The organism is Caballeronia sp. SBC1, assembly GCF_011493005.1.
Classification (GTDB): domain Bacteria; phylum Pseudomonadota; class Gammaproteobacteria; order Burkholderiales; family Burkholderiaceae; genus Caballeronia.
On the sequence record NZ_CP049158.1, the window covers coordinates 1 to 19,603 of the forward strand.

Here is a 19,603-nt window from a genome sequence, read left to right on the forward strand (position 1 = left end):
ATGGCAACCAAACGCGCGAAGAAGACCGACATAGTGAGTCCGAGTTCGGCTGAGCTGCGAAAAGCCGTCGAAGCCATTGCTATCCAGCCAAAAAGCGGCAAGATTACGCTTTTGACTCGTAAGTTATTCAACGTGCTGCTGGCTGTCGCTCAGCAGGCGGATGAATCCGGGGACACTTATCGCGCGCTTTTATCGGACATTGTCGCGAATGCGGCGTTCGATTCCAACGATACCGCGCTGGTAAAAGAGCATTTGCGCCGCATGGTGTCGGTGCAGGTTGAGTGGAGCACAGGCACATCGAGTCTGAAGCCTGGGCGTAAGTGGGGCATATCGACGTTGATTGCCGACGCCGAAATTCTCGAAGACCCTGCCACGCGCCGGGTGTGGGTCGAGTTTTCCTTCGCCCCGAAGATCAAGAAAAAGCTGCTCGACCCTGTGCAATACGCGCGCTTGAGTCTGCAGTTTCAAAGTCAACTCCGCAGCAGCGCTGGCCTCGCGCTGTACGAAATCTGCGTCCGCTATCTGACGAACCCGAGTCATCTCACTATGCGCGAGACTTGGGAATGGTGGCGGCCGATCCTCTCAGGAACGCCTGACACCGAAGCGGGCGACGAAGCCAAGCGCGAGTACAAATATTTCAAGCGCGACTATCTTCGACCCGCCATTGCGGAAGTCAATGCCGTTACTAACATCTTTGTCGAGTTGATCGAGCACAGGGAAGGCCGGCGGGTAGCTGAAATCCAGTTTCGCGTGACCGAGCGTAAGCAGCCTATGCTCGCGCTCGATGAACATCCGAACGTGTTCGACAGTACGCTGGTCGATCGCATGGTGAAAATCGGGATTCCGCTGAAAGATGCGCAAACGCTTTATGCGGATAGCGAGGAAAACCGAATTCGTTCGGCGTTGCAAATGACCGAGCAGAGAATGCGAAGCACGTCGTTGCCGCCGGTGCGAAGTGCGGCGGCGCTTTTCAAGGATGCTTTGAAGAAGGGTTATGCGCCCCAGGTCGAAGCATTGCCGGCAGTAGCTGCTCCAGCGAAAACCAATGGAGCGCCAGCGGACGACCTGAAGGCACGTTTGCTGAGCGAATATTCTGTGTTCCGCCGGAAGGAAGCGCGCTCGTTATACGAGGAACAAGGTGAGTCTGAACGGGAGCTGGCCCGTCAAACCTTTGAGGAAGATGTGTTGCCGGAGCTAGGCACCCACATGCGCGACGATTGGCGCAAGCGGGGGCTCGATTCAAAAATGGGAGAAACCTCGTTTTTTGACTGGCTTGCGCGCAAGACATGGGGAGAGCCAACAGACGGCGACCTGCTGGCATTCACGTTGAATCAGAGCCGCAGCGCGTAAGAACCACGTTTGGGGGGATAGCAACTGAAGTCGCGCTTGTCCCTCGGTCGTCCTCTATTCGTTTCTCTCGTGTGCCGTTTGCTCGCGCGTTGTTACCCCGGTTGCCTTATTGTTTTACCGTGTCCGCCTGCAGTATCTTCTCTATCTGTTGAAGAATTTCGTCGCGTTTGTCTTTCGATAAACCACGTAAGCGCAACTCAAGCCGGTCGTCCCCGTACGTCTTAAGGTCGCCCACCGCAAGCCCGTCCAGCTTGATTTCCAACCGCTGCGCATAGCGTTGACGGCCTGGGGGTTTCGGTGTTTCTTGCGCGCTCGCACGGCCTTTCACAATGTCGGCGACTTGTCGGGTGCTCAGATCATCCGATGCAATTTTGTTGATCAACCGCAGCGTGGCATCTGCACCGCGCGCCGTATGAAAGCGTGAAACTTGATACGCCATATTCGAACCAAATCGATCCGGCCGGGCGACCATTTCATGCATCACGTTCTCGGGTAGCTTCGCGATAGCCAAAGCGACGGCGATCGTGGACTCGTCGAGGCCCAAGTGGTCGGCGAGTTCTCGCTGACTCTGGAAGTGCTTTTCATCGAGGAAACGCTTCCAGACAATGGCGTTATCGAAGACGGTTTGCGAGTCTCGTTGTACGTTTAGGTCATACCCGAGCTTGTAGCTTTCAATGCCAATAGGAAGGTCGATGACAATCGCCTTCACGGTTTCTTTGTTGGCTTCCTTCAACGCCCGCACTCGCCGGCCACCATCGCTAACAAAGAAAGTACCCGGGCTTTCGTGATCGGGGATCACGTGAATGGCTTGCTGCTGGCCCTGCTTCGCCAAATTAACGGCCAATTCTGCGATGGACGCCTTCAGATAGAAATGCCTGGGGTTGAACGGGCTCGGCTTGATGGCCTTTAACGGCAACTCAATGACCTGGCCGTGTACATATCTGTTTTTCCGGCGCCACGCCTTGAAGTGTTCCGACTCCTGCGATGTTGCGTCATCGTGAAACTCATCTTCGGCGTAAGCGCTCGAGCGGCCGGTGGCCTGCTTATCATTCCCTGCCTCTTGATTGACGATTTCATCGATAGCGTTGATGCGATCAAGGGCCGTGCGCTTTTCGCTGCTGGTCGTATCGGGCCGGGCTTTGAACCCTTTTGCGAACTGGGTAGGTTTCATTCAGGATCCTTTATGCGCATAAAGTCAGGGAAGCATGGCGAGAACTTCGTCTGCGCACGCACGTATTTCAATGGCTGCCAGTCGCGCCCCGCGGTCGCTCATCTGAAGTACGGTCTGGCCTAGCGCCATCGCCTGCTTGTAGCACTCGCGTGTAGGAATCTGGGTTTTCAGCAAAGGGAAACCCAACTCCTCCAGCGCCCGCTTCAGTTCGCGCGTCAGCATGCGTTTTTCCTCGGTTTTATTGAGGAGAAACACGGCGCGCAGATCTTCATTCATGACCTGCGCTTGTTGAATGAGTTTGACGAGACCGACGCTGGACCAGTAGTCGGCAGGTGACGACGATGTCGGGACAATGGCAACCGTCGCAGCGAGAAGGACGACGCCCGATACCTTTTCCGTAATTGAGGGTGGGCAATCGACGACGATGATGTCGTAGTCGTTAACGAATTTCTTGATCTCCCGATGAATCTGGGCCCCTGCTTCGGACAGGTTCACAATAGGGAACGGGATGCCGCTATCCTCATCGGACGCAGCGCTAGCCCAGTGGACCAGGGTATTTTGCCCGTCCGCGTCTACGACGAGCACCCGCTTTCCTTTCTCGTGAAACGCCGCGCCTAGATGCATTGCTATCGTGCTTTTTCCTACTCCGCCCTTCTGCTGCGTGATCGCAATGATTTCAGCTGCCACGTTTTGCTCCCAAATTTAGCTTTTTGAATTTTACATTGAAAACGCAATTTTTCTAGCGATAACTCATCTCGTTGGCCGTTAGGCCGGGTTTTTGTTGGGTTTATGCGCATAAAGTTTGGCGGGACTGGAGTTGCTCGGCTGCGCGCTAATGCCGTCGTCATGGATTGAAATCTACGGCAGGTTTTGCGGAGAGGCTGAGGGACGTGACGCTGGTTTCTCATACTGCAGTCTGGCTTTTTGTATGTGGTTTGTGAGAGTGAGTCGATGCTATTCGGTGAGCATCAGGACCATGATCTCTAGTCGGATTGAATTGGGGAATCTTGCCTCTGGTCGCGAGGCCTTGGTGCGTGGATTGGGTATTTCAGTAGCGCACCAGCGCCTTCGAGCGTTGAGTGAGAGATAGTGGAGCCGGGTAAGTCCGGGTCGCTGCAGAATGCCAAATTTGTCTCAATCAATGAGTCATCGCACGGCGACGTTAATGCACAGCGCCTTTTGTCCTGCCCAAAGACGATATGTCTAACACGTGCTCGTACCGCGACTGTCGCGATTGCGGCTGCGATGAGTGCGTCATTCGGCAGAAAGCGACAACGAGTCGGGGCGAGCCAGGAATCCGTCAAGGAGGGAGCTTTATGCGCATAAAGTCTGGCATCACCCTTGGTGGTTTCCGAAGCCGCTAGTCGAGGGACTGAAGGTGGCCGCCTCGATGATTGGAACAAAACCCAACAGTCAGCCTAATCGGCGTTGCAATTCCAACAGTTCTAAACGTCCGCGTCGGGTTCGAGACGCCCGGGATGATCTGCAGGCCAAAACGTCATCTGCAGATGCTTGTTCGCTGCCATTTCCTGGCACCATCGAAATTTGCCATCGCGCGCTTCCGCTTGTCCAATGCGCATCTCGCCGTGCCGGTCACTGCGGTCGTAGTGCTCACCACAATCGCTGCTTCAGATTGAAATTCAAATAATTACAATTATTAAACATGATAAACGTCACATGCGACGGCCACCCCCCGCCATCTTGGAAGCTAGTCTCGATGAGGCTCTTAATCGACCGGGACTTCCAGACGCAAAGAACGGGAAATGAATCGGACAAATAGCAATGCGAGCCCTCAACCCGGTTAACGTACTGAAGTCGTAAAGCGCGCAATCGCGTCCACCCGTGTCCGCTAGAGAACGAGTGAGCGAGACTAATCCGGCTACCTCCAATCAAACGTCATCCTCATCACCTAAAATCACCGCCAAATCCCTACGATCTGCAAGCATCCCAAGTATTTAGTAAGCGTTCGCTCGTAAAATCCGGCGACCGTGCGATGCCTGCGACGTACTAGTGCCGCAGCACCGGCCGTCGCGAACAAAGAGCAAACGGACAAACCAGTCACTCCCTCCACTTAGCCAAGGGCATTTCAGTGCATCTGACCTCGACTCTCGCCGCGTGGTCCGCCCACGACACGCGTCTTCTCATTGCATGCGCGCTCGGTCTGGCGTCAATCATCGTTCTCATCAGCGCGCTGAAACTTGCGCCGTTTCTCTCAATTCTCGTCGGCACTTTTGTCGCCGGGTTCACGGCGAGCTTGCCGCTGGAAGCAGTCGCGAGCGCATTCAGCAAAGGGGCGGGCGGAATCCTGGGGGATGTCGGAATCATCATCGCGCTCGGGGCCATGCTCGGTGCGCTGATGGCGGAATCGGGTGCGGCGGACCGGCTGGTCTCCACCATCCTCGATCACTCCACACCGCGCACGTTGCCGTGGCTGATGGCGCTGGTGGCCATCATCATCGGCTTGCCGCTCTTCTTCGAGGTGGGTCTCGTGATGATGGTGCCGATCATCTTCGTGATGGCGCGCCGCTCGAAGCAGCCGATCCTGCGTATTGCGATTCCCGCGCTCGCCGGCATGACAACGTTGCACGCGCTGCTGCCGCCGCACCCAGGTCCGCTGATCGCCGTCAGTGCGCTGCATGCGGACCTCGGGATCACCATGGGACTCGGTTTCATTATCGCCATTCCCGCGGTGATTCTCGCCGGGCCGGTCTACGGCATGTGGCTGTCGAGTCGCATGCACGTGGAGGAGCCGGAGGAGATGGGCAAGCTGTTCTCATCGAAAGTCGATGCAAACGGAGCGCTCGACGCGCCAGGCTTCGGCATCTCGTTGCTGACTATTCTTCTGCCCGTCGTCCTGATGCTTGGCCGAACGGTCGCGAAACTGGCGATTCAGCCTGAAACCCTTCTCTTCGATACCCTCAATTTTCTCGGTGAGCCACTTGTTGCCCTGGGACTCACCGTTCTATTCGCGATCGTCGCGCTGGGCTGGTCGCGCGGCATGCCGCGTGACCGGGTGGGCGGCATCCTGCGCAAAAGCTTGCCGCCGATCTGCGCGTTGCTGCTGACCATCGGCGCGGGGGGCGGTCTCAAGCAGACGCTTGTCGTCGCCGGTATCAGCACGACGATCGGCAAGATCGCCATTGGCTCGCACATGCCGCTGATCCTGCTGGCCTGGCTGATCGCAGTGGCCTTGCGGCAGGCGACCGGCTCGGCGACCGTCGCGACCACGACCACCGCGGGGATCATCGCCCCGGTCGTGGCGGGCTTAAGCACGACCCACAACTCGCTGCTGGCGCTGGCGATCGGCGCCGGTTCGGTGTTTTTCTGCCACGTCAACGACGCCGGTTTCTGGATGATCCGCGAGTATTTCGGCTTGCAGTTGAAGCAGACCGTCTACGTCTGGTCGGTGTTGCAAACCATCGTCTCGGTGGTCGGCCTCGCGTTGACGCTGGTCATGTGGGGCGTGCTGACGTAAATCGTGGGCAGATTGGCAGGGCAAGCGGGCACTCCGACCCTAAACTGCAAAAAAAGAGATATCGATCATGCTTGCCTTGCGCCCCTCTTGTGAATGCTGTGGAAAAGCGCTGCCGCCGGACGCGCGCGACGCGATGATCTGCAGCTTCGAGTGCACGTTCTGCGAAGCCTGCGTGTTGTCCCGGCTCAGCAACGTGTGCCCCAATTGCGGTGGCGGTTTCCAGCTGCGCCCGATTCGACCGAAAGCCATGCTCGAGCACCGGCCGGCGTCAACCGACGTGCACCCGGCCGGCGTGAACGAACAAGCGCATCGCGCATTCTTCGATCGCTACAGTGCGATCCCGCCGTCCGAACGATAAACGCAAGCAGGCGTGAGGGTCGTCAGCCGATGACGCTGCATTCGTCACAATCGCCGCATTCCCCCGCCTCAGGGCATTCCCGGATCTGAGCGGCGCTCATACCCGTCCGCACGAATCGTCGATTCCTCCTCATCGACGCGCGCTCGCACAATCTGTTCATCGATCCACTCCATGAACGGAAGCCAGCATGCCAACACCCCAAACCGGCCGTACCCTCCATATTGGCGAGGGCTTTGAAGGCCCGGGCGTCAATCTCGCTCATATCAACGTGCTCGTCGGCCCGCGCAATGGCCCTGCCGGTCAAGCGTTCGCCACCGCGCTCGCCACGCCTTCGGCTGGCCACGCGCCGTTTGTCGTCATCGCGCAGCCTGGCGTGCCGACCAAACCACTTACGCTGTATGTCAACAAGGCCCCCATCGCCGGTGAATTCCACGGCAACGCAACCTGGGGCGCATCGCAAGCGGGAATAGCGAAGGCCGTCGCGGAATCGCTCGAAGACGGTACGTTGCCGCCTGAAGCGGAAAACGATTGGGTCGTGGTGACAGCGAACTGGGTGAACCCGTCTACAGACGATCTCGACGCCGTCTTTCGCAACAACTACCGCGCGACAAAAAACGCCATCAAGGCCGCCATGCTCGGCTTGCCGTCGAAGGAAGACGTGTTCGCCGCGGCGCGTGAAGTATCGAATCCCTTCTACACGCCCCGCTCGCCGCAGGCAGCCCTTTGATGCAGGCCGCCCTCTAATGCAGGCAGCCCTCTAAAAATCAGCGTGCCGGTGCCGTGCGTCGGCAACCGTCGCTACGCGTCATGGAGACTCAAAGAATGGAATACGTCCGTCTTGGCCAGTCAGGCCTGAAAATATCGCGCCTGTGTCTCGGGACCATGAATATGGGCACCCCGCAATGGAAGCCGTGGATTTTTGACGAACAAAAGAGTGAGCCAATCGTCCGGCACGCGCTGGAGGCCGGAGTGAACTTCATCGACCTGGCGGATTTTTATTCGGCTGGCGTCGGAGAGGAAGTCGTCGGCCGCATTCTCGGACGTCTTGCGCGGCGCGAGGAAATCGTGGTGACGACCAAGGTCGGCTATGACATGGGCGCTTATCAGAACGCCGGCGGTCATTCGCGCAAGCACGTGCTTGACGGTATAGACGCATCGTTGCGCAGGCTGGGCATGGACTATGTCGACATCTACATGCTGCATTACTTCGATACCGCCACGCCCGTGGAGGAAACCATGGGCGCGCTGAACGACATCGTCCGTTCGGGCAAGGCGCGTTATATCGGGGTATCGACCATGTACACGTGGCAACTGGCGAAGATTGTCCAGATCTGCGAGCGGCATGGCTGGCACAAGCCTATCAACATGCAGTTGCAGTTGAATCTCGCATACCGCGAGGAGGAGCGCGAAATGATGCCGTATTGCGCCGACCAGGGATTGGGCGTGTCCGTCTTCAGCCCGCTGGCGCGCGGTCTCCTGACGTGCGACCCGGCGTCCACGCGTAACCAGACCGACTTCTTCACGTCGCAAATGTACAGCGACGCGGCGTCGCGGGAGATTGCGGCGTCGGTCGCGCGCGTGGCAAAGCGGCGTGGCGTGAGCGCGGCGCAAATCGCGCAGGCGTGGGTACTCCAGCGCGACGGCGTCGCCAGCATGCTGGTGGGTGCAGATTCGCCCACCCAGTTCGATAGCGCGCTCAGTGCGCTCGGCACGCGCCTGGACGCCGAAGAACTGTACGAACTCGACCGTAACTACACGCCGTGCGACGTCATCAATGACTACACGGCTGGACGCCGCACAGCACGCGAAGCTCGCGCGCCGCAAGGCGACTTCGTTCAACCGATGAAGGACGCCGCATGAATCTGCTTCGCAAAGAGCATTACATCAATGGGGCCTGGCACAAAAGCGCCGAGACCTACGCCGTCCGTAATCCGGCTACGGGAGAAGTGATCGCAGATGTCGCGAAGGCCGGCGCAGCGCAAACGCACGAAGCCATCCGCGCTGCGGAGATCGCGTTTCCTGTCTGGCGCTCGCTCACCGCGAAAGAGCGTGGGACGCGGGTCCGGCGCTGGGGTGAACTGATGCTTGAGCACCGCGACGCGCTCGCTGAACTGCTGACCCGTGAGCAAGGCAAGCCGCTCGCGGAAGCGAAAGGCGAAGTGGCCTATGCTGCAAGCTTCCTCGAGTGGTTTGCCGAGGAAGCGAAACGCAGCTATGGCGACGTGATCCCGAGTTCGAAGCCCGGTTCGAAGATCATCGTGACACGCGAGCCGGTCGGCGTGGTCGCAGCCATCACGCCCTGGAACTTCCCGCTTGCCATGATCACGCGCAAAGCCGGCCCTGCGTTGGCGGCTGGTTGCACCATGGTGCTGAAGCCGTCCGAGGAAACGCCGTTGAGCGCGTTCGCACTCGCTGTGCTCGCGGCGGAAGCCGGCATCCCGGCAGGCGTGTTCAACGTCGTATCCGGAGACGCTGTCGCGATCGGCGCGACGTTAACCGCATCACCCGTGGTGCGCAAGTTGTCCTTCACCGGATCAACGCGCGTGGGCAAGCTGCTCGCCGCGCAATCGGCGGACACGCTGAAAAAGCTCTCGCTCGAACTTGGTGGTAACGCGCCGTTCATTGTGTTCGACGACGCCGATCTCGACGCTGCCGTGCAAGGCGCGATGGCATCGAAGTTTCGCAACACCGGCCAGACCTGCGTATGTGTGAATCGATTTTTCGTGCAGGCGGGCGTGTATGCAGAATTCACACAACGCTTGACCGAGGCAGTGCGCAAGCTTCGCGTAGGAGACGCGCTCGAGCAGGAAGTCGATCAGGGGCCACTCATCAACGAGGCCGCTTTCAGGAAAGTCGGCGATCACGTCCAGGACGCGCTGAGCAAGGGCGCAACCGTACTAACTGGGGGGTGCCCCCATGCGCTGGGCGGGACGTTCTACGAACCGACGGTGCTCGCTCACGCGAACCGCACCATGTCGATCGCGCAGGAAGAAACGTTCGGACCAGTGGCAGCTTGCTTCCGCTTCGAAACAGAGGCCGAAGCGATCACGCTTGCCAACGACACGCCGTTCGGACTTGCCGCCTATTTCTATACGCGTGACCTGGGCCGCGCGTGGCGGGTGGCCGACGCACTCGAGACCGGCATGGTGGGTATCAACGAAGGAATTATATCGACGGAGGTGGCGCCGTTTGGCGGGGTCAAGCAATCAGGTCTGGGCCGCGAGGGATCGAAGTATGGCCTCGATGAATACATGGAAATGAAGTACATGATGATCAGCGGCCTGATGGGCACTGAGCGCTGAACGCCGAAAGATGCCGGCTACGTGCAAGTGGTGAAGCCGCCCGCGCTTTTAGCCGGCATCGGCGCAATTGAAGAACATATAGGTAAGGAGACGCAGTGAGTCATCAGGACACGTCAAGCAATGCATTCCCGATCAGTCCGCCGCCTCATGCGGGCACAACACCTGTTCGTGCGCAAGCGCCGCAGACGCCGAAGCCGGTTTTACTCGACGACATTCCGTTAAACCGGTTTCACATGAAAATTGCGGGCCTGACATTTGGCGCGCACTTTACGGAGGGTTATGCGCTCGGCACGGTGGGATACGCGCTGGCATCGATGAACCGGCAGATGCCACTCGACTCATTCTGGATGGGGGCAATCGGCAGTTCCGCTTTGATCGGGATTTTCCTCGGCAGCCTGGTATTTGGCCGGCTGTCGGATCGACTGGGACGTCAGAGCATCTTTCTTAGCAGCTTTGTCATCATCACGATAGCGGCGTTCCTGCAATTCTTCGCTACCTCGCCGATGGAGCTATTCGCGTTGCGGGTATTGATCGGCTTCGGTATGGGTGGCGACTTCACGGTGGGCCACGCGATCCTCGCCGAATTTTCGCCGCGAAAGCATCGTGGTGCACTTCTGGGTTCATTCAGCGTGGTGTGGACTATCGGTTACGTCGTAGCGAACGTGCTCGGCATGTCGTATGGAGACGCCGGACCCGACGCCTGGCGCTGGCTTCTCGCGTCCGCGAGCCTTCCTGCGCTTATCGTGCTGGTATTGCGTATTGGTACGCCGGAATCGCCGCGCTGGCTGCTTGGCAAGGAGCGCGTCAAGGAGGCGAATGACATTGTGCTTAAGCACTTCGGGCCCGGCGTAACGCTTGACGCGGAAGATGCAATGGCCAGCGTCACCACGAAACAGGGTTATGCGCGTCTGTTTCAGCCCGACCTGATCCGCAGGACGCTGTTTAATTGCGGGTTCTTCGTCTGCCTGGTGATTCCCTACTTCGCTATCTACACCTTTCTGCCCGGCATCCTGAAGGTCATCGGTTTGAGCAATGGTTTCGGTGCGGATCTGCTGCTGAATGCGGTGCTGGTGATTGGCGCGGTGCTGGGAATTTGGTTGACCATCAAGCTGCCGCGCCGACACTTCCTGATCGGATCGTTCGCAGTCACCTGCGCAATGCTGGTAACCATGAGCTTGCTGCCATCGTCCGCAACGCTCGCCATGATCGTTGCGTTCGCTGTCTTCACCTTGACCATGTCGGCATTCAGCAATCTCGTCGGTGTCTTCCCTCCGGAATGCTTTCCGACAGAAGTGCGCGCGTCAGGTGTTGGGCTAGCCATTGCATGCAGTCGGCTCGGTTCGGCGATCGGCACGTTCCTGTTGCCCGTTGGCATCGCGGAGATCGGGTTCCATTACACAATGATGGTGCTGGCCGCTGTGCTGCTGATTGGCATGATCGTATCGATGGCTTGGGCGCCCGAGACGCGTAACCTCACTTTGCGCGCCGCAAGCGGTTCCTCATAACGAGAACAAACCCCGCACGCCCCACCGCTCCCGAAACTCCTCACCCGCCTGAGCCTATCTAAAAGCTAAACCCCCAAAAGGCGTCCGCATTCGCGGACGCCTTTTGGCGTTCCCGAACGCGCTCGCCTCACCCCCCGCCCGCACCGTTTCACTCCTAATAATTCTCAATTTCGTCCTAATTCTTTCGGAGAGTTCCGAGAGGCATCCGAGGTGCCCCGTCTTAATATTCATTCACTCGCAGACGAACCGGTTCATCGCCTCCCACACGAATCCAGACGATGAAAAAACGGTGGCTCGCATGCGCTCGGCATTAACTGGGCTAGTAGTCCTAAGCGCCGAAAGCGTCTACACGACATCATTCATTTCTCTATTGGAAACGTTCATGAAATCATTCATCTCCACCCTCGCTGCTGCTGCAACCCTGGCCACTATGGCTTTGGCTTCAACTGGCGCCGCCGCGGCTGACGGCACGATCACCTTTACGGGGGCCGTGACCGATACAACGTGCTCGATCGATGCAAAAACGGCGGGCGCCGCTGACAAGAATGTCACGCTGCCGACCGTGACGGACAGCACCCTGGGGGCCAAGGGCGCAACCGCCGGCACGACCGCTGCCACTGACATGACCTTCGCGCTGAGCGGCTGCTCGACCGAAACCAAGGCCGTCGCGCGTTTCGAAAACGGCCCGACGATTGACCAGACCACCGGTTATCTGACGAACCAGGCCCCGGCCGGCGCGCAGAACGTCCAGGTTCGCTTGCTCAACGCATCGCACTTGCCCATCAACGTGGTCACCGGCGAAAACAACGACATGGCAGGCAACGGCGCGGCGATTGTTTCAGGCGCTGCGGACCTGAAGTATTTCGCTGAGTACTACGCCACGGGCAAGGCCACCGCGGGTCCTGTCAACACCTCGGTGCAGTACACGGTCGACTACCAGTAAGCCGTATCGACAGGTGTCTGCGGGTGCAGATGCCTGTTTTTTTACCGAAATATCGAGATACGTTTTTTACGGAGATACATCAATCATGAAGTCCCTTAATCGAATTGCCTGTGGTTTGGGTCTGGTCGCGGCGCTCTTGTGCGGCAGCGCGGGCGCAAGCGTGACTGTGGGCGGCACGCGGGTGGTGTATCCCCTTGAAAATCGTGAGATGACGGTCAAGCTCACTAACGATCGCGCCGAGCCGTCGCTGGTGCAGGTCTGGATGGACAAGGGCAACGCCGATGCGAAGCCGGGTGAAGCGAGCGCGCCGTTCGTGCTGACGCCGCCGATCTTTCGCATGGAGGCCAACAAGTCGCAGACGCTGCGCATGATGTACACGGGCGATGCGCTGCCGCAGGACCGCGAGTCGGTGTTCTGGCTGAACGTGCTCGACGTGCCGCCCAAGACCGCGAAGACCTCGGACACCAATTCGCTGCAGTTTGCGTTTCGCACGCGCATCAAGGTGTTTGCGCGTCCGAAGGGCTTGGCCGGCACGGCGGATGACGCCCCCTCAAAAGTGACCTGGAAGCTGGTGCCCTCAGCCGATAACAAGGGCTACGACGTGAAGGCGACGAACCCGACGGCTTATTACGTGTCGTTCAGCAAGATCGAAGTAGTGGGTGCGGGCCAGACCTATGCGAACGACGTAGGCGGCATGGTCGAGCCACGCGGCAGCGCGCAGTTTCCGGTGAAGAACCTCAAGGCAGTGCCGGCTAACGCGCACGTCAAGTCTGTCGGTATCAGCGATTTCGGTGGCTCCTTGCCGTTCGACACGCCTATTGCTCCATAAGTCCCCGTTTTAAAGACCCGCCGTAAGGCTTCGCCCCGCATCGGGGCGGATTGAAGGTGTCGCGGGCGGTACCCGGCCGACGCCTTCCCCAACACTCAACACGCGTTTTACCGAGCGGACTGTTCCGAACAGCCCGATGGGTCAAGTCGCGTCTGAATGGACCCAATCAAACGCAGGCTGAATCATGAAACTCTCTGCTCAAACCGCATTCAATGCTCAGTCCCCGGTCGCATTCCGGCTGCGCCTGAAGCCGCTTGCTGCGATCGTTTTCTCGATGATGGCGTGCGGTGCGATTCCTCAAGCCGTGGCCGATGCCGCGATAACGCCGCAAACCCAGACCGGCGCCGTCGATGAAGTCAGCTTCGACAACATGTACCTGCGCGGGGACGCGGGCAGCGCAGTCGATACCAGCCGTTTCACGCGCGGCAACGCGGTGACGCCGGGAACGTATTCGGTGGACCTGATCGTGAATGGCACGCGTCTGGCGCGTGAAGATATTCGCTTTGTTTCAACTGACGGCAAGCTGGGCTCAAAGCCCTGTTTCAGCCGGGCGCTGTTGCAGCGCGCGGGCGTGGATCTGGCCAAGGCCGATGCAGCCGCGGGACGTAGCGCTGCAACCGCTGCTGCAACGGCTGCGAACGCAGACACCTGCGATGAAATTGGCACCGTCGTACCCGGCGCAACGGTTGATTTCGACTTCACGCAACAGACGCTTGAACTGAGCGTGCCGCAAGCGTTCATGAAGAATTCGGCGCGTGGTTATGTGCCGCCCGAGCAGTGGGACCAGGGCGTCAATGGTGGTTTCATCAGCTACAACGCGAACACGTATCACACGGCGGGTTCTGGCGTGGGTTCGAGCCAGAGCTACCTTGGCCTGAGCGCGGGCGTGAACATTGGCGCGTGGCATTTGCGGCATCAATCGTCAGTGTCGGCCGGCACCGGCCAGAAGACCCAGTTCGACAACATCGCGACCTACGCGCAGCGCGATATCACCAGGCTCGGCTCGCAACTCACCGTGGGCGATGCCAACACGACCGGTGAGATCTTCGATGGCGTGTCGTTTCGCGGCGTGCAACTCGCGACCGATGACCGCATGCTGCCTGAATCGATGCGCGGTTACGCGCCGGTCGTGCGCGGCACGGCAGAAACGAACGCGCGCGTGACGATCCGTCAGAACGGCCAGGTGCTGCAGGAAACGAATGTCGCGCCCGGCCCGTTTGAAATCACCGATCTCTACTCGACCGGTTACGGCGGCGATCTGGTGGTGACCGTGACCGAAGCCGATGGCCGCAGCAAGGAATTCACGGTGCCGTTTGCCTCGGTGGCGCAATTGCTGCGCCCCGGCGTCACGCGTTTTAGCGCAACCGCCGGCCAATTGCGCAACGATTCGCTCGATACAAAACCCGTCTTCGGCCAGTTCACGATCCAGCGCGGGCTGACCAACACAGTCACCGCTTACGGCGGCGTGGTGGCATCGTCCGGTTATGGCGCGATGAACGTGGGCGGGGCGTTGAACACGGGCATTGGCGCGTTCTCGATGGACGTCACGGGCGCGTTCACCAGCATCCCGAACGCACAGTCGATGCACGGCACGAGCTTGCGCGTGGGCTATAGCAAGTTCATCGCGGCCACCGATACGAACGTGTCGGTGGCCGCGTATCGCTTCTCGACGGCGGGTTACATGAACCTGAACGATGCGGCGACCGTGAGGGATATCGCGGACCACGGTGGCGATATCAACTCGATTTACAGGCAGCGTAACCGCATGCAGGTGTCGGTGAACCAGAAGCTGGGGGACCACGGCACGATGTTCGTGACGGGCTCGACGCAGAACTACTGGAATCGCGGCGGTAACGACACGCTGTTCCAGGCCGGCTACACGAACTCGTTCAAGTACGGCACGTACAGTTTGACAGCGGGTCGCACGCGCTCGATGGACGGACAGTTATCGAATGACTTCATGCTGAGCACGACCATTCCTCTCGGCCACAAGGCGCATGCGCCGATGCTGACCACGAACGCCTCGCACACCTCCGATGGCGCGACGAACACGCAGGCGAACGTGAGTGGTTCGCTGGGCGAAATGAACCAGATCTCGTACAACGGCTATGGCACGTATAACGCGGGCGGCAGCGCGGCGAAGAACAATGCGAATGCGGGCGCGAGCGCGACGTATCGTGCGCCTTATGCGACGTTGAATGCATCGGCGAGTGGTGGCGCTGGAACGCGGCAGGTGTCGGCGGGGGTGCAGGGTTCGGTGGTGGCGCACCCGGGTGGCGTGACGTTCTCGCAGACTGTTGGTGACACGATCGGCATTGTGGAGGCGCCTGCTGCGGCCGGTGCAATGGTGACGAGTTCACCGGGAACGAAGGTTGATTCGCGCGGGTTTGCGGTGATACCGTACTTGTCGCCGTACAGCATGAACGTGGTGGATATCGACCCGAAAGGCACGTCCACCGATGTCGAATTTAAATCGACCTCCGCGCAAGTGGCGCCGCGTGCAGGCTCTATAGTGATGATGAAGTACGAGACGGTGAGTGGACGGGCTGCATTGATTCAGGCGCCGAAACTGGGTGGTGGTGCGTTGCCATTTGGAGCGAGTGTGGAAGACGAACAAGGCAAGAGCGTGGGTGTGGTCGGTCAGGACAGCAGAATATTTGCACGGGGTCTTGAGGACCAGGGTGCGCTGACGGTAAAGTGGGGCAGCGGTCCGGTCGAGCAATGCCGGATTGCTTATACGTTGCCCAAGAAAGATGCGAAGGCTTATAACCCCGGGTATTTGTCGCTGCAATCGCATTGCGTGCCGGGGAGTGAAATGCAGGCGAGTGGGGCGGCGGGTGAGAGCAACGCAGCAATGGCGGCGACTGTTGCACGGTAAAGCTTGGTCGGCGGATGTTTGAACGGGTGAGCGAAATGTAGTGTCTCGAATCGTTCTCCAAAGCCGCTGAATGCATAGGGCCATCCTGCTTATCTGAATGAGGCAGCGCTCGCAGCGGATCGGCAAATGCAAAAACAACCTTCACCATTTCATACCGGCAAGCATCCAATTGAACGATGTTTCCGGTAAGTTCCTTATCGCGCTTCTGTACTTCTGTCTTAAGTCGAGGCCGCCATTCAAACGGGCAGGGCAGCTTCGTGGCGCAACCATTCGGCGAAGGAGGTCACGGTGCTTGCGTCGCGATGCGCTTCCGGGACGTCCAGCCAGTATCCGAATGGCCCGCTGATTTCGACGTCTGACATCCTCACCAAAGCACCTTCGGTCAACTCATCAGCAATCATGTTCAGGTCCACGACGGCCAAGCCTACGCCGCGTCGTGCCGCATGGATTGCCTGCTGCAGATTCGAAAATTCAATGCCATTCTCCGCATAACGTGGCGGCAGTGCCGCTTTCGCCAGCCAGTCCGGCCACAGGTTCAAACGCACGTCCTCGTGTAGCACATGAAGTGCGGGTAATCGATCCAGCAGGATCTCGACCGGTGTGCCGATGAATGACGCCGACCCCACTAGCGCGTGCCGCTCTACGATCAGCAGTTCCGACCACCCATGCGCTGCAGCGTCGCGCCCAAAGCGCACGCTGCAATGACACTCGTCGCTTTCCTGCGTACGAATAGACAGATCGACGTCCGGTAACTGTTCCGCCAATGCACCTAGCCGCGACGAAAACCACTGCGTGGCGAACGTGGGCGGCAATGAGACAATCAAGCGCTTGCGCTCGACGGTCCCCGTCAGGTGACGCGTGCCGCGCTCGATCACGTCAAATGCCTCTGTTACCGACGGCATAAGCAACACACCGGCCTGCGTTAAGCGGATTCCTTTATGGTCGCGCTCGAAAAGCTTCACGCCCAGTGACTCTTCCAGTAGCCTGATCTGACGGCTTACAGCTCCTTGTGTGACGCACAACGCTCGTGCCGCGCGGTTGAAACTCAAATGACGCGCCGTTTCTTCGAAGAAACGCAACGCAATCAATGATGGAAGATGTCGCATAGTGATTCCTGACCGCCCAACCTTCTCGGTTTTTCTTGTGGCCGAGTAAACATGCCTCCTCTGCGAACCAGAATCGCTCCTGTCCCGCGTTCGATCAAATTACCTTGGTTCCCGGTGCGAAACAATAGCCCGTTCGGTTGACGTTGAGACAAAACGAATTCTCATACTGGGCATCAGGAAATGTGAGAACGGTTGTTGTAAAAGGCGGGACATAGGCCATCCGGCTAGTAGTTGGGGGCTCGTGAATCGCCTATGCTGGATAGATCCCGATATGGAGGCCGCATGACCGTTCGTAACCTTGACGCACTGTTCAACCCGAAGTCGATTGCCGTGATCGGGGCGTCGCTGCGCGCGGGCAGTATTGGCGAAATGGTGTGGTCGCGGCTGAGCGCCGCTAACTTCGCGGGCCCGGTCTGGGCGGTGAATCCGAAGCATCGTCAGTTGAACGGGATCACGGTTTTTGCTGGCGTCGAAGACTTGCCTGATACGCCGACCGTGGCGGTGTTGTGCACGCCACCGCCTACCTGGCCGGAAATCGTCGGCCAACTGGGGGAGCGTGGCACACGGGCGGTAGTCATAATCGGGCAGACGGGGGAGTCGGAGGGCAAGGACTGGACACGCCGAACGCTTGCAGCTGCGCGGCCGTTCTTGCTGCGCGTGGTGGGCCCGGCGAGTGTCGGCGTGACAACGCCGGCTGTGGGCGCGGTGCTGGGGGCGCCGTCATGCGCCATTGCGGCGGGCGGGGTGGCGTGGGTATCGGCGTCGAACGCGCTGACCAACGGCGTGACGGGCTGGGCGAACGCACGTGGCCTGGGTTTTTCGCGAGTGGTCGCGCTGGGCGACGAGGCTGACGTTGATGTAGGCGATATCCTCGATTTCCTCGCAAGCGACTCACGGACGCGGGCGATCCTGATGGCCATTGAATCGGTGCGAATGGCGCGCAAGTTCATGTCGGCGGCGCGGGCGGCGGCGCGCAACAAACCCGTGCTGGTTTTACGCACAGGGCGCGACGATCCTTTCGATGCGCTTTACAGCGCCGCATTCCGGCGCGCGGGCCTGGTACGGGTGGATTCGCTGGACGATCTGCTCGATGAAATCGAAACCCTTGGCGTAGGCCGTGTGGCCGCGAGCGATCGGGCGACCGTCATCACCAGTGATCGCGGCGTCGCCGCTCTCGCGGCCGACGCATTTGCTGCCGCCGGTGACGCGCTCGCACTCTGGCCCGAGGCCGCGCGCGTGTCAGTCGCCGCCGTGCTGCCGCGCGCGCGGCTTGAGAACCCGCTGCAACTCGGAGACACGGCTACTGCGGCGGACTTCGGCGCAGTGCTCGAAGCACTGGCGCCGCACCGCGAGACCGGGACGGCATTCGTGGTGCACGCGCCAACGCACACCGCGCCTGTCGCGGACGTCGCGCGCGTGCTGATCGAGCAGCAAAGCCACGCGTATCGCGGTTTGCTGGCTTGCTTTTTCGGCTGCGTGGACCAGGCCACGCGCGACGCGTTGCATGCCCACGGCATTCCCGTCCATACCACGCCTCAACGCCTGGCGCGAGGTTTCGCACGGCTGGTGGACTATCGCCAGGGTCGCGAGTTGTTGATGCAGACACCCGACGGACCGCGCCCTCAGACCCTGGTCGCGCTGGACAGCGCACAGGCTCAGGTCATGGCCGCGTTGAAGGCGGGCGTAGCGGAACTGGATGGCGAGCGGGCGTCGCGGGTGTTGGCGCAGTTTGGCGTTGTCGTGAAGGCGGGACCGGCAGGTCCGCGCAGTGTCGATGCCATCGAAATCGATGTCCGACTGCTGAATCATCGCGTATTCGGACCGGTGTTCGAGTTCAAGGCTGTTGGTGCCCTAGGGTTGCCGGACGCAATGCACGAATTTGCATTTCCGCCACTCAACCCGGTTTTGGCGCGTGACCTCGTGATGCGTTCACCAAGGGCGCGCGAACTCCCGGCGGAGAACCTGCTGGCGGCGTTGACGGGGTTGTCGCAAGCTGTCTGCGAGATCGAGCAGATTGTCGCGTTGCGGTTGACGGTACGTGTGGCCCGTCAGGCCGTCGTTGTGTATGAGCCCCACCTGACGCTGGCCGCGCATCGCACGCCGCTCGCCATTCAACCGTATCCACGGCAGCTGGAGGAGACGCTCGACTGGAACGGCTCCCGTATCACCGTGCGGCCAATCCGTCCCGACGACGAGGCCGCCCACAGCGCTTTCGTTGCTGCAATGACGCCAGACGATCTGCGTCTGCGGTTTTTCAGCTCCGTGCGCAGTTTCGATCACTCACAACTCGCCCGGATGACGCAGATCGACTATGACCGCGAGATGGCGTTTATCGCCGTCACGGGTGAACACAACGCTATTGAGACGTTGGGGGTGGTGCGTGCCATCGCCGATCCGGACAATGAGACGGCCGAGTTCGCGGTTGCGGTGCGCTCGGATCTGAAGGGCAAGCGGCTGGGAATGTTGCTGTTGACACGGATCATCGCGTACTGCCGCGCGCGCGGGACGCGCTGGCTGGTCGGCGAGGCGTTGCGCGAGAACACCGGCATGATCGGACTCGCGCGCCGTTTAGGATTCGAGATAACGGCCACGGAGGATCCAGGCGTGACCGGTTTCAGGATGCGGCTGGCCGAAACAGACGCCGGCGCGCTGTCGCCATGAAGGGGACCGGCGTTGAAATCTGGCC

The 19,603-nt window shown here is 59.8% G+C and carries 14 protein-coding genes; 11 read left to right on the top strand and 3 right to left on the bottom strand.

Annotated elements, in window-relative coordinates; translation table 11 throughout:
• Positions 1-1,350 carry a replication initiation protein gene (locus tag SBC1_RS26930; protein ID WP_165101774.1) on the top strand — a complete coding sequence of 450 codons (1,350 nt, stop codon included), beginning with the start codon at positions 1-3 and terminating at the stop codon, positions 1,348-1,350.
• A 106-nt stretch (positions 1,351-1,456) separates the two neighbouring features.
• Here SBC1_RS26930 and SBC1_RS26935 read toward each other — a convergent pair whose 3' ends face one another.
• Both SBC1_RS26935 and parA read right to left on the bottom strand, forming a co-directional pair.
• The gene (locus tag SBC1_RS26935) at positions 1,457-2,521 is read right to left on the bottom strand and encodes a ParB/RepB/Spo0J family partition protein (RefSeq protein ID WP_165101779.1); all 1,065 of its coding nucleotides are present in this window, start codon (positions 2,519-2,521) and stop codon (positions 1,457-1,459) included.
• Between the two features lie 24 nt (positions 2,522-2,545).
• The gene (parA, locus tag SBC1_RS26940; RefSeq protein WP_165101782.1) at positions 2,546-3,208 is read right to left on the bottom strand and encodes a ParA family partition ATPase; all 663 of its coding nucleotides are present in this window, start codon (positions 3,206-3,208) and stop codon (positions 2,546-2,548) included.
• 1,402 nt (positions 3,209-4,610) lie between these two features.
• On the opposite strand from parA, the gene SBC1_RS26945 reads away from it, so the two are divergent.
• The 9 genes from SBC1_RS26945 to SBC1_RS26985 all read left to right on the top strand — a co-directional run bounded on the left by SBC1_RS26945 (position 4,611) and on the right by SBC1_RS26985 (position 15,811).
• Entirely contained in the window at positions 4,611-5,996 is a 1,386-nt protein-coding gene (locus SBC1_RS26945) for a gluconate:H+ symporter (RefSeq protein WP_165101785.1), read from the top strand.
• 67 nt (positions 5,997-6,063) lie between these two features.
• Positions 6,064-6,354, top strand: coding sequence for a DUF1272 domain-containing protein (locus SBC1_RS26950; protein WP_165101789.1), 291 nt, complete (start codon positions 6,064-6,066; stop codon positions 6,352-6,354).
• 187 nt (positions 6,355-6,541) lie between these two features.
• Positions 6,542-7,081, top strand: a complete 540-nt coding sequence (gene fae / locus SBC1_RS26955; RefSeq protein ID WP_165101793.1) for a formaldehyde-activating enzyme — start codon at positions 6,542-6,544, stop codon at positions 7,079-7,081.
• Positions 7,082-7,176: 95 nt separating this feature from the next.
• Complete coding sequence (locus SBC1_RS26960; protein WP_165101796.1) at positions 7,177-8,214, top strand: aldo/keto reductase; 1,038 nt, start codon at positions 7,177-7,179, stop codon at positions 8,212-8,214.
• Complete coding sequence (locus SBC1_RS26965) at positions 8,211-9,656, top strand: NAD-dependent succinate-semialdehyde dehydrogenase (RefSeq protein WP_165101798.1); 1,446 nt, start codon at positions 8,211-8,213, stop codon at positions 9,654-9,656. The genes SBC1_RS26960 and SBC1_RS26965 overlap by 4 nt, the downstream gene beginning before the upstream one ends.
• Positions 9,657-9,751: 95 nt before the next feature.
• A complete protein-coding gene (locus SBC1_RS26970) occupies positions 9,752-11,161 on the top strand; it encodes an MFS transporter (protein WP_370469685.1) in 1,410 nt (469 codons plus the stop codon).
• 382 nt (positions 11,162-11,543) lie between these two features.
• Positions 11,544-12,104 (top strand): fimbrial protein, encoded by a 561-nt coding sequence (locus SBC1_RS26975; RefSeq protein ID WP_165101800.1) that lies wholly within the window; start codon positions 11,544-11,546, stop codon positions 12,102-12,104.
• 85 nt (positions 12,105-12,189) lie between these two features.
• Entirely contained in the window at positions 12,190-12,933 is a 744-nt protein-coding gene (locus SBC1_RS26980; protein ID WP_165101802.1) for a molecular chaperone, read from the top strand.
• A 184-nt stretch (positions 12,934-13,117) separates the two neighbouring features.
• On the top strand, positions 13,118-15,811 hold the full coding sequence (locus tag SBC1_RS26985) for a fimbria/pilus outer membrane usher protein (RefSeq protein WP_165101805.1): 2,694 nt from the start codon (positions 13,118-13,120) through the stop codon (positions 15,809-15,811).
• Positions 15,812-16,047: 236 nt separating this feature from the next.
• Here SBC1_RS26985 and SBC1_RS26990 read toward each other — a convergent pair whose 3' ends face one another.
• Entirely contained in the window at positions 16,048-16,917 is an 870-nt protein-coding gene (locus tag SBC1_RS26990; protein ID WP_165101810.1) for a LysR family transcriptional regulator, read from the bottom strand.
• Between the two features lie 282 nt (positions 16,918-17,199).
• On the opposite strand from SBC1_RS26990, the gene SBC1_RS26995 reads away from it, so the two are divergent.
• Positions 17,200-19,578, top strand: coding sequence for a GNAT family N-acetyltransferase (locus SBC1_RS26995; RefSeq protein WP_165101813.1), 2,379 nt, complete (start codon positions 17,200-17,202; stop codon positions 19,576-19,578).
• Positions 19,579-19,603 lie beyond the last annotated feature (25 nt).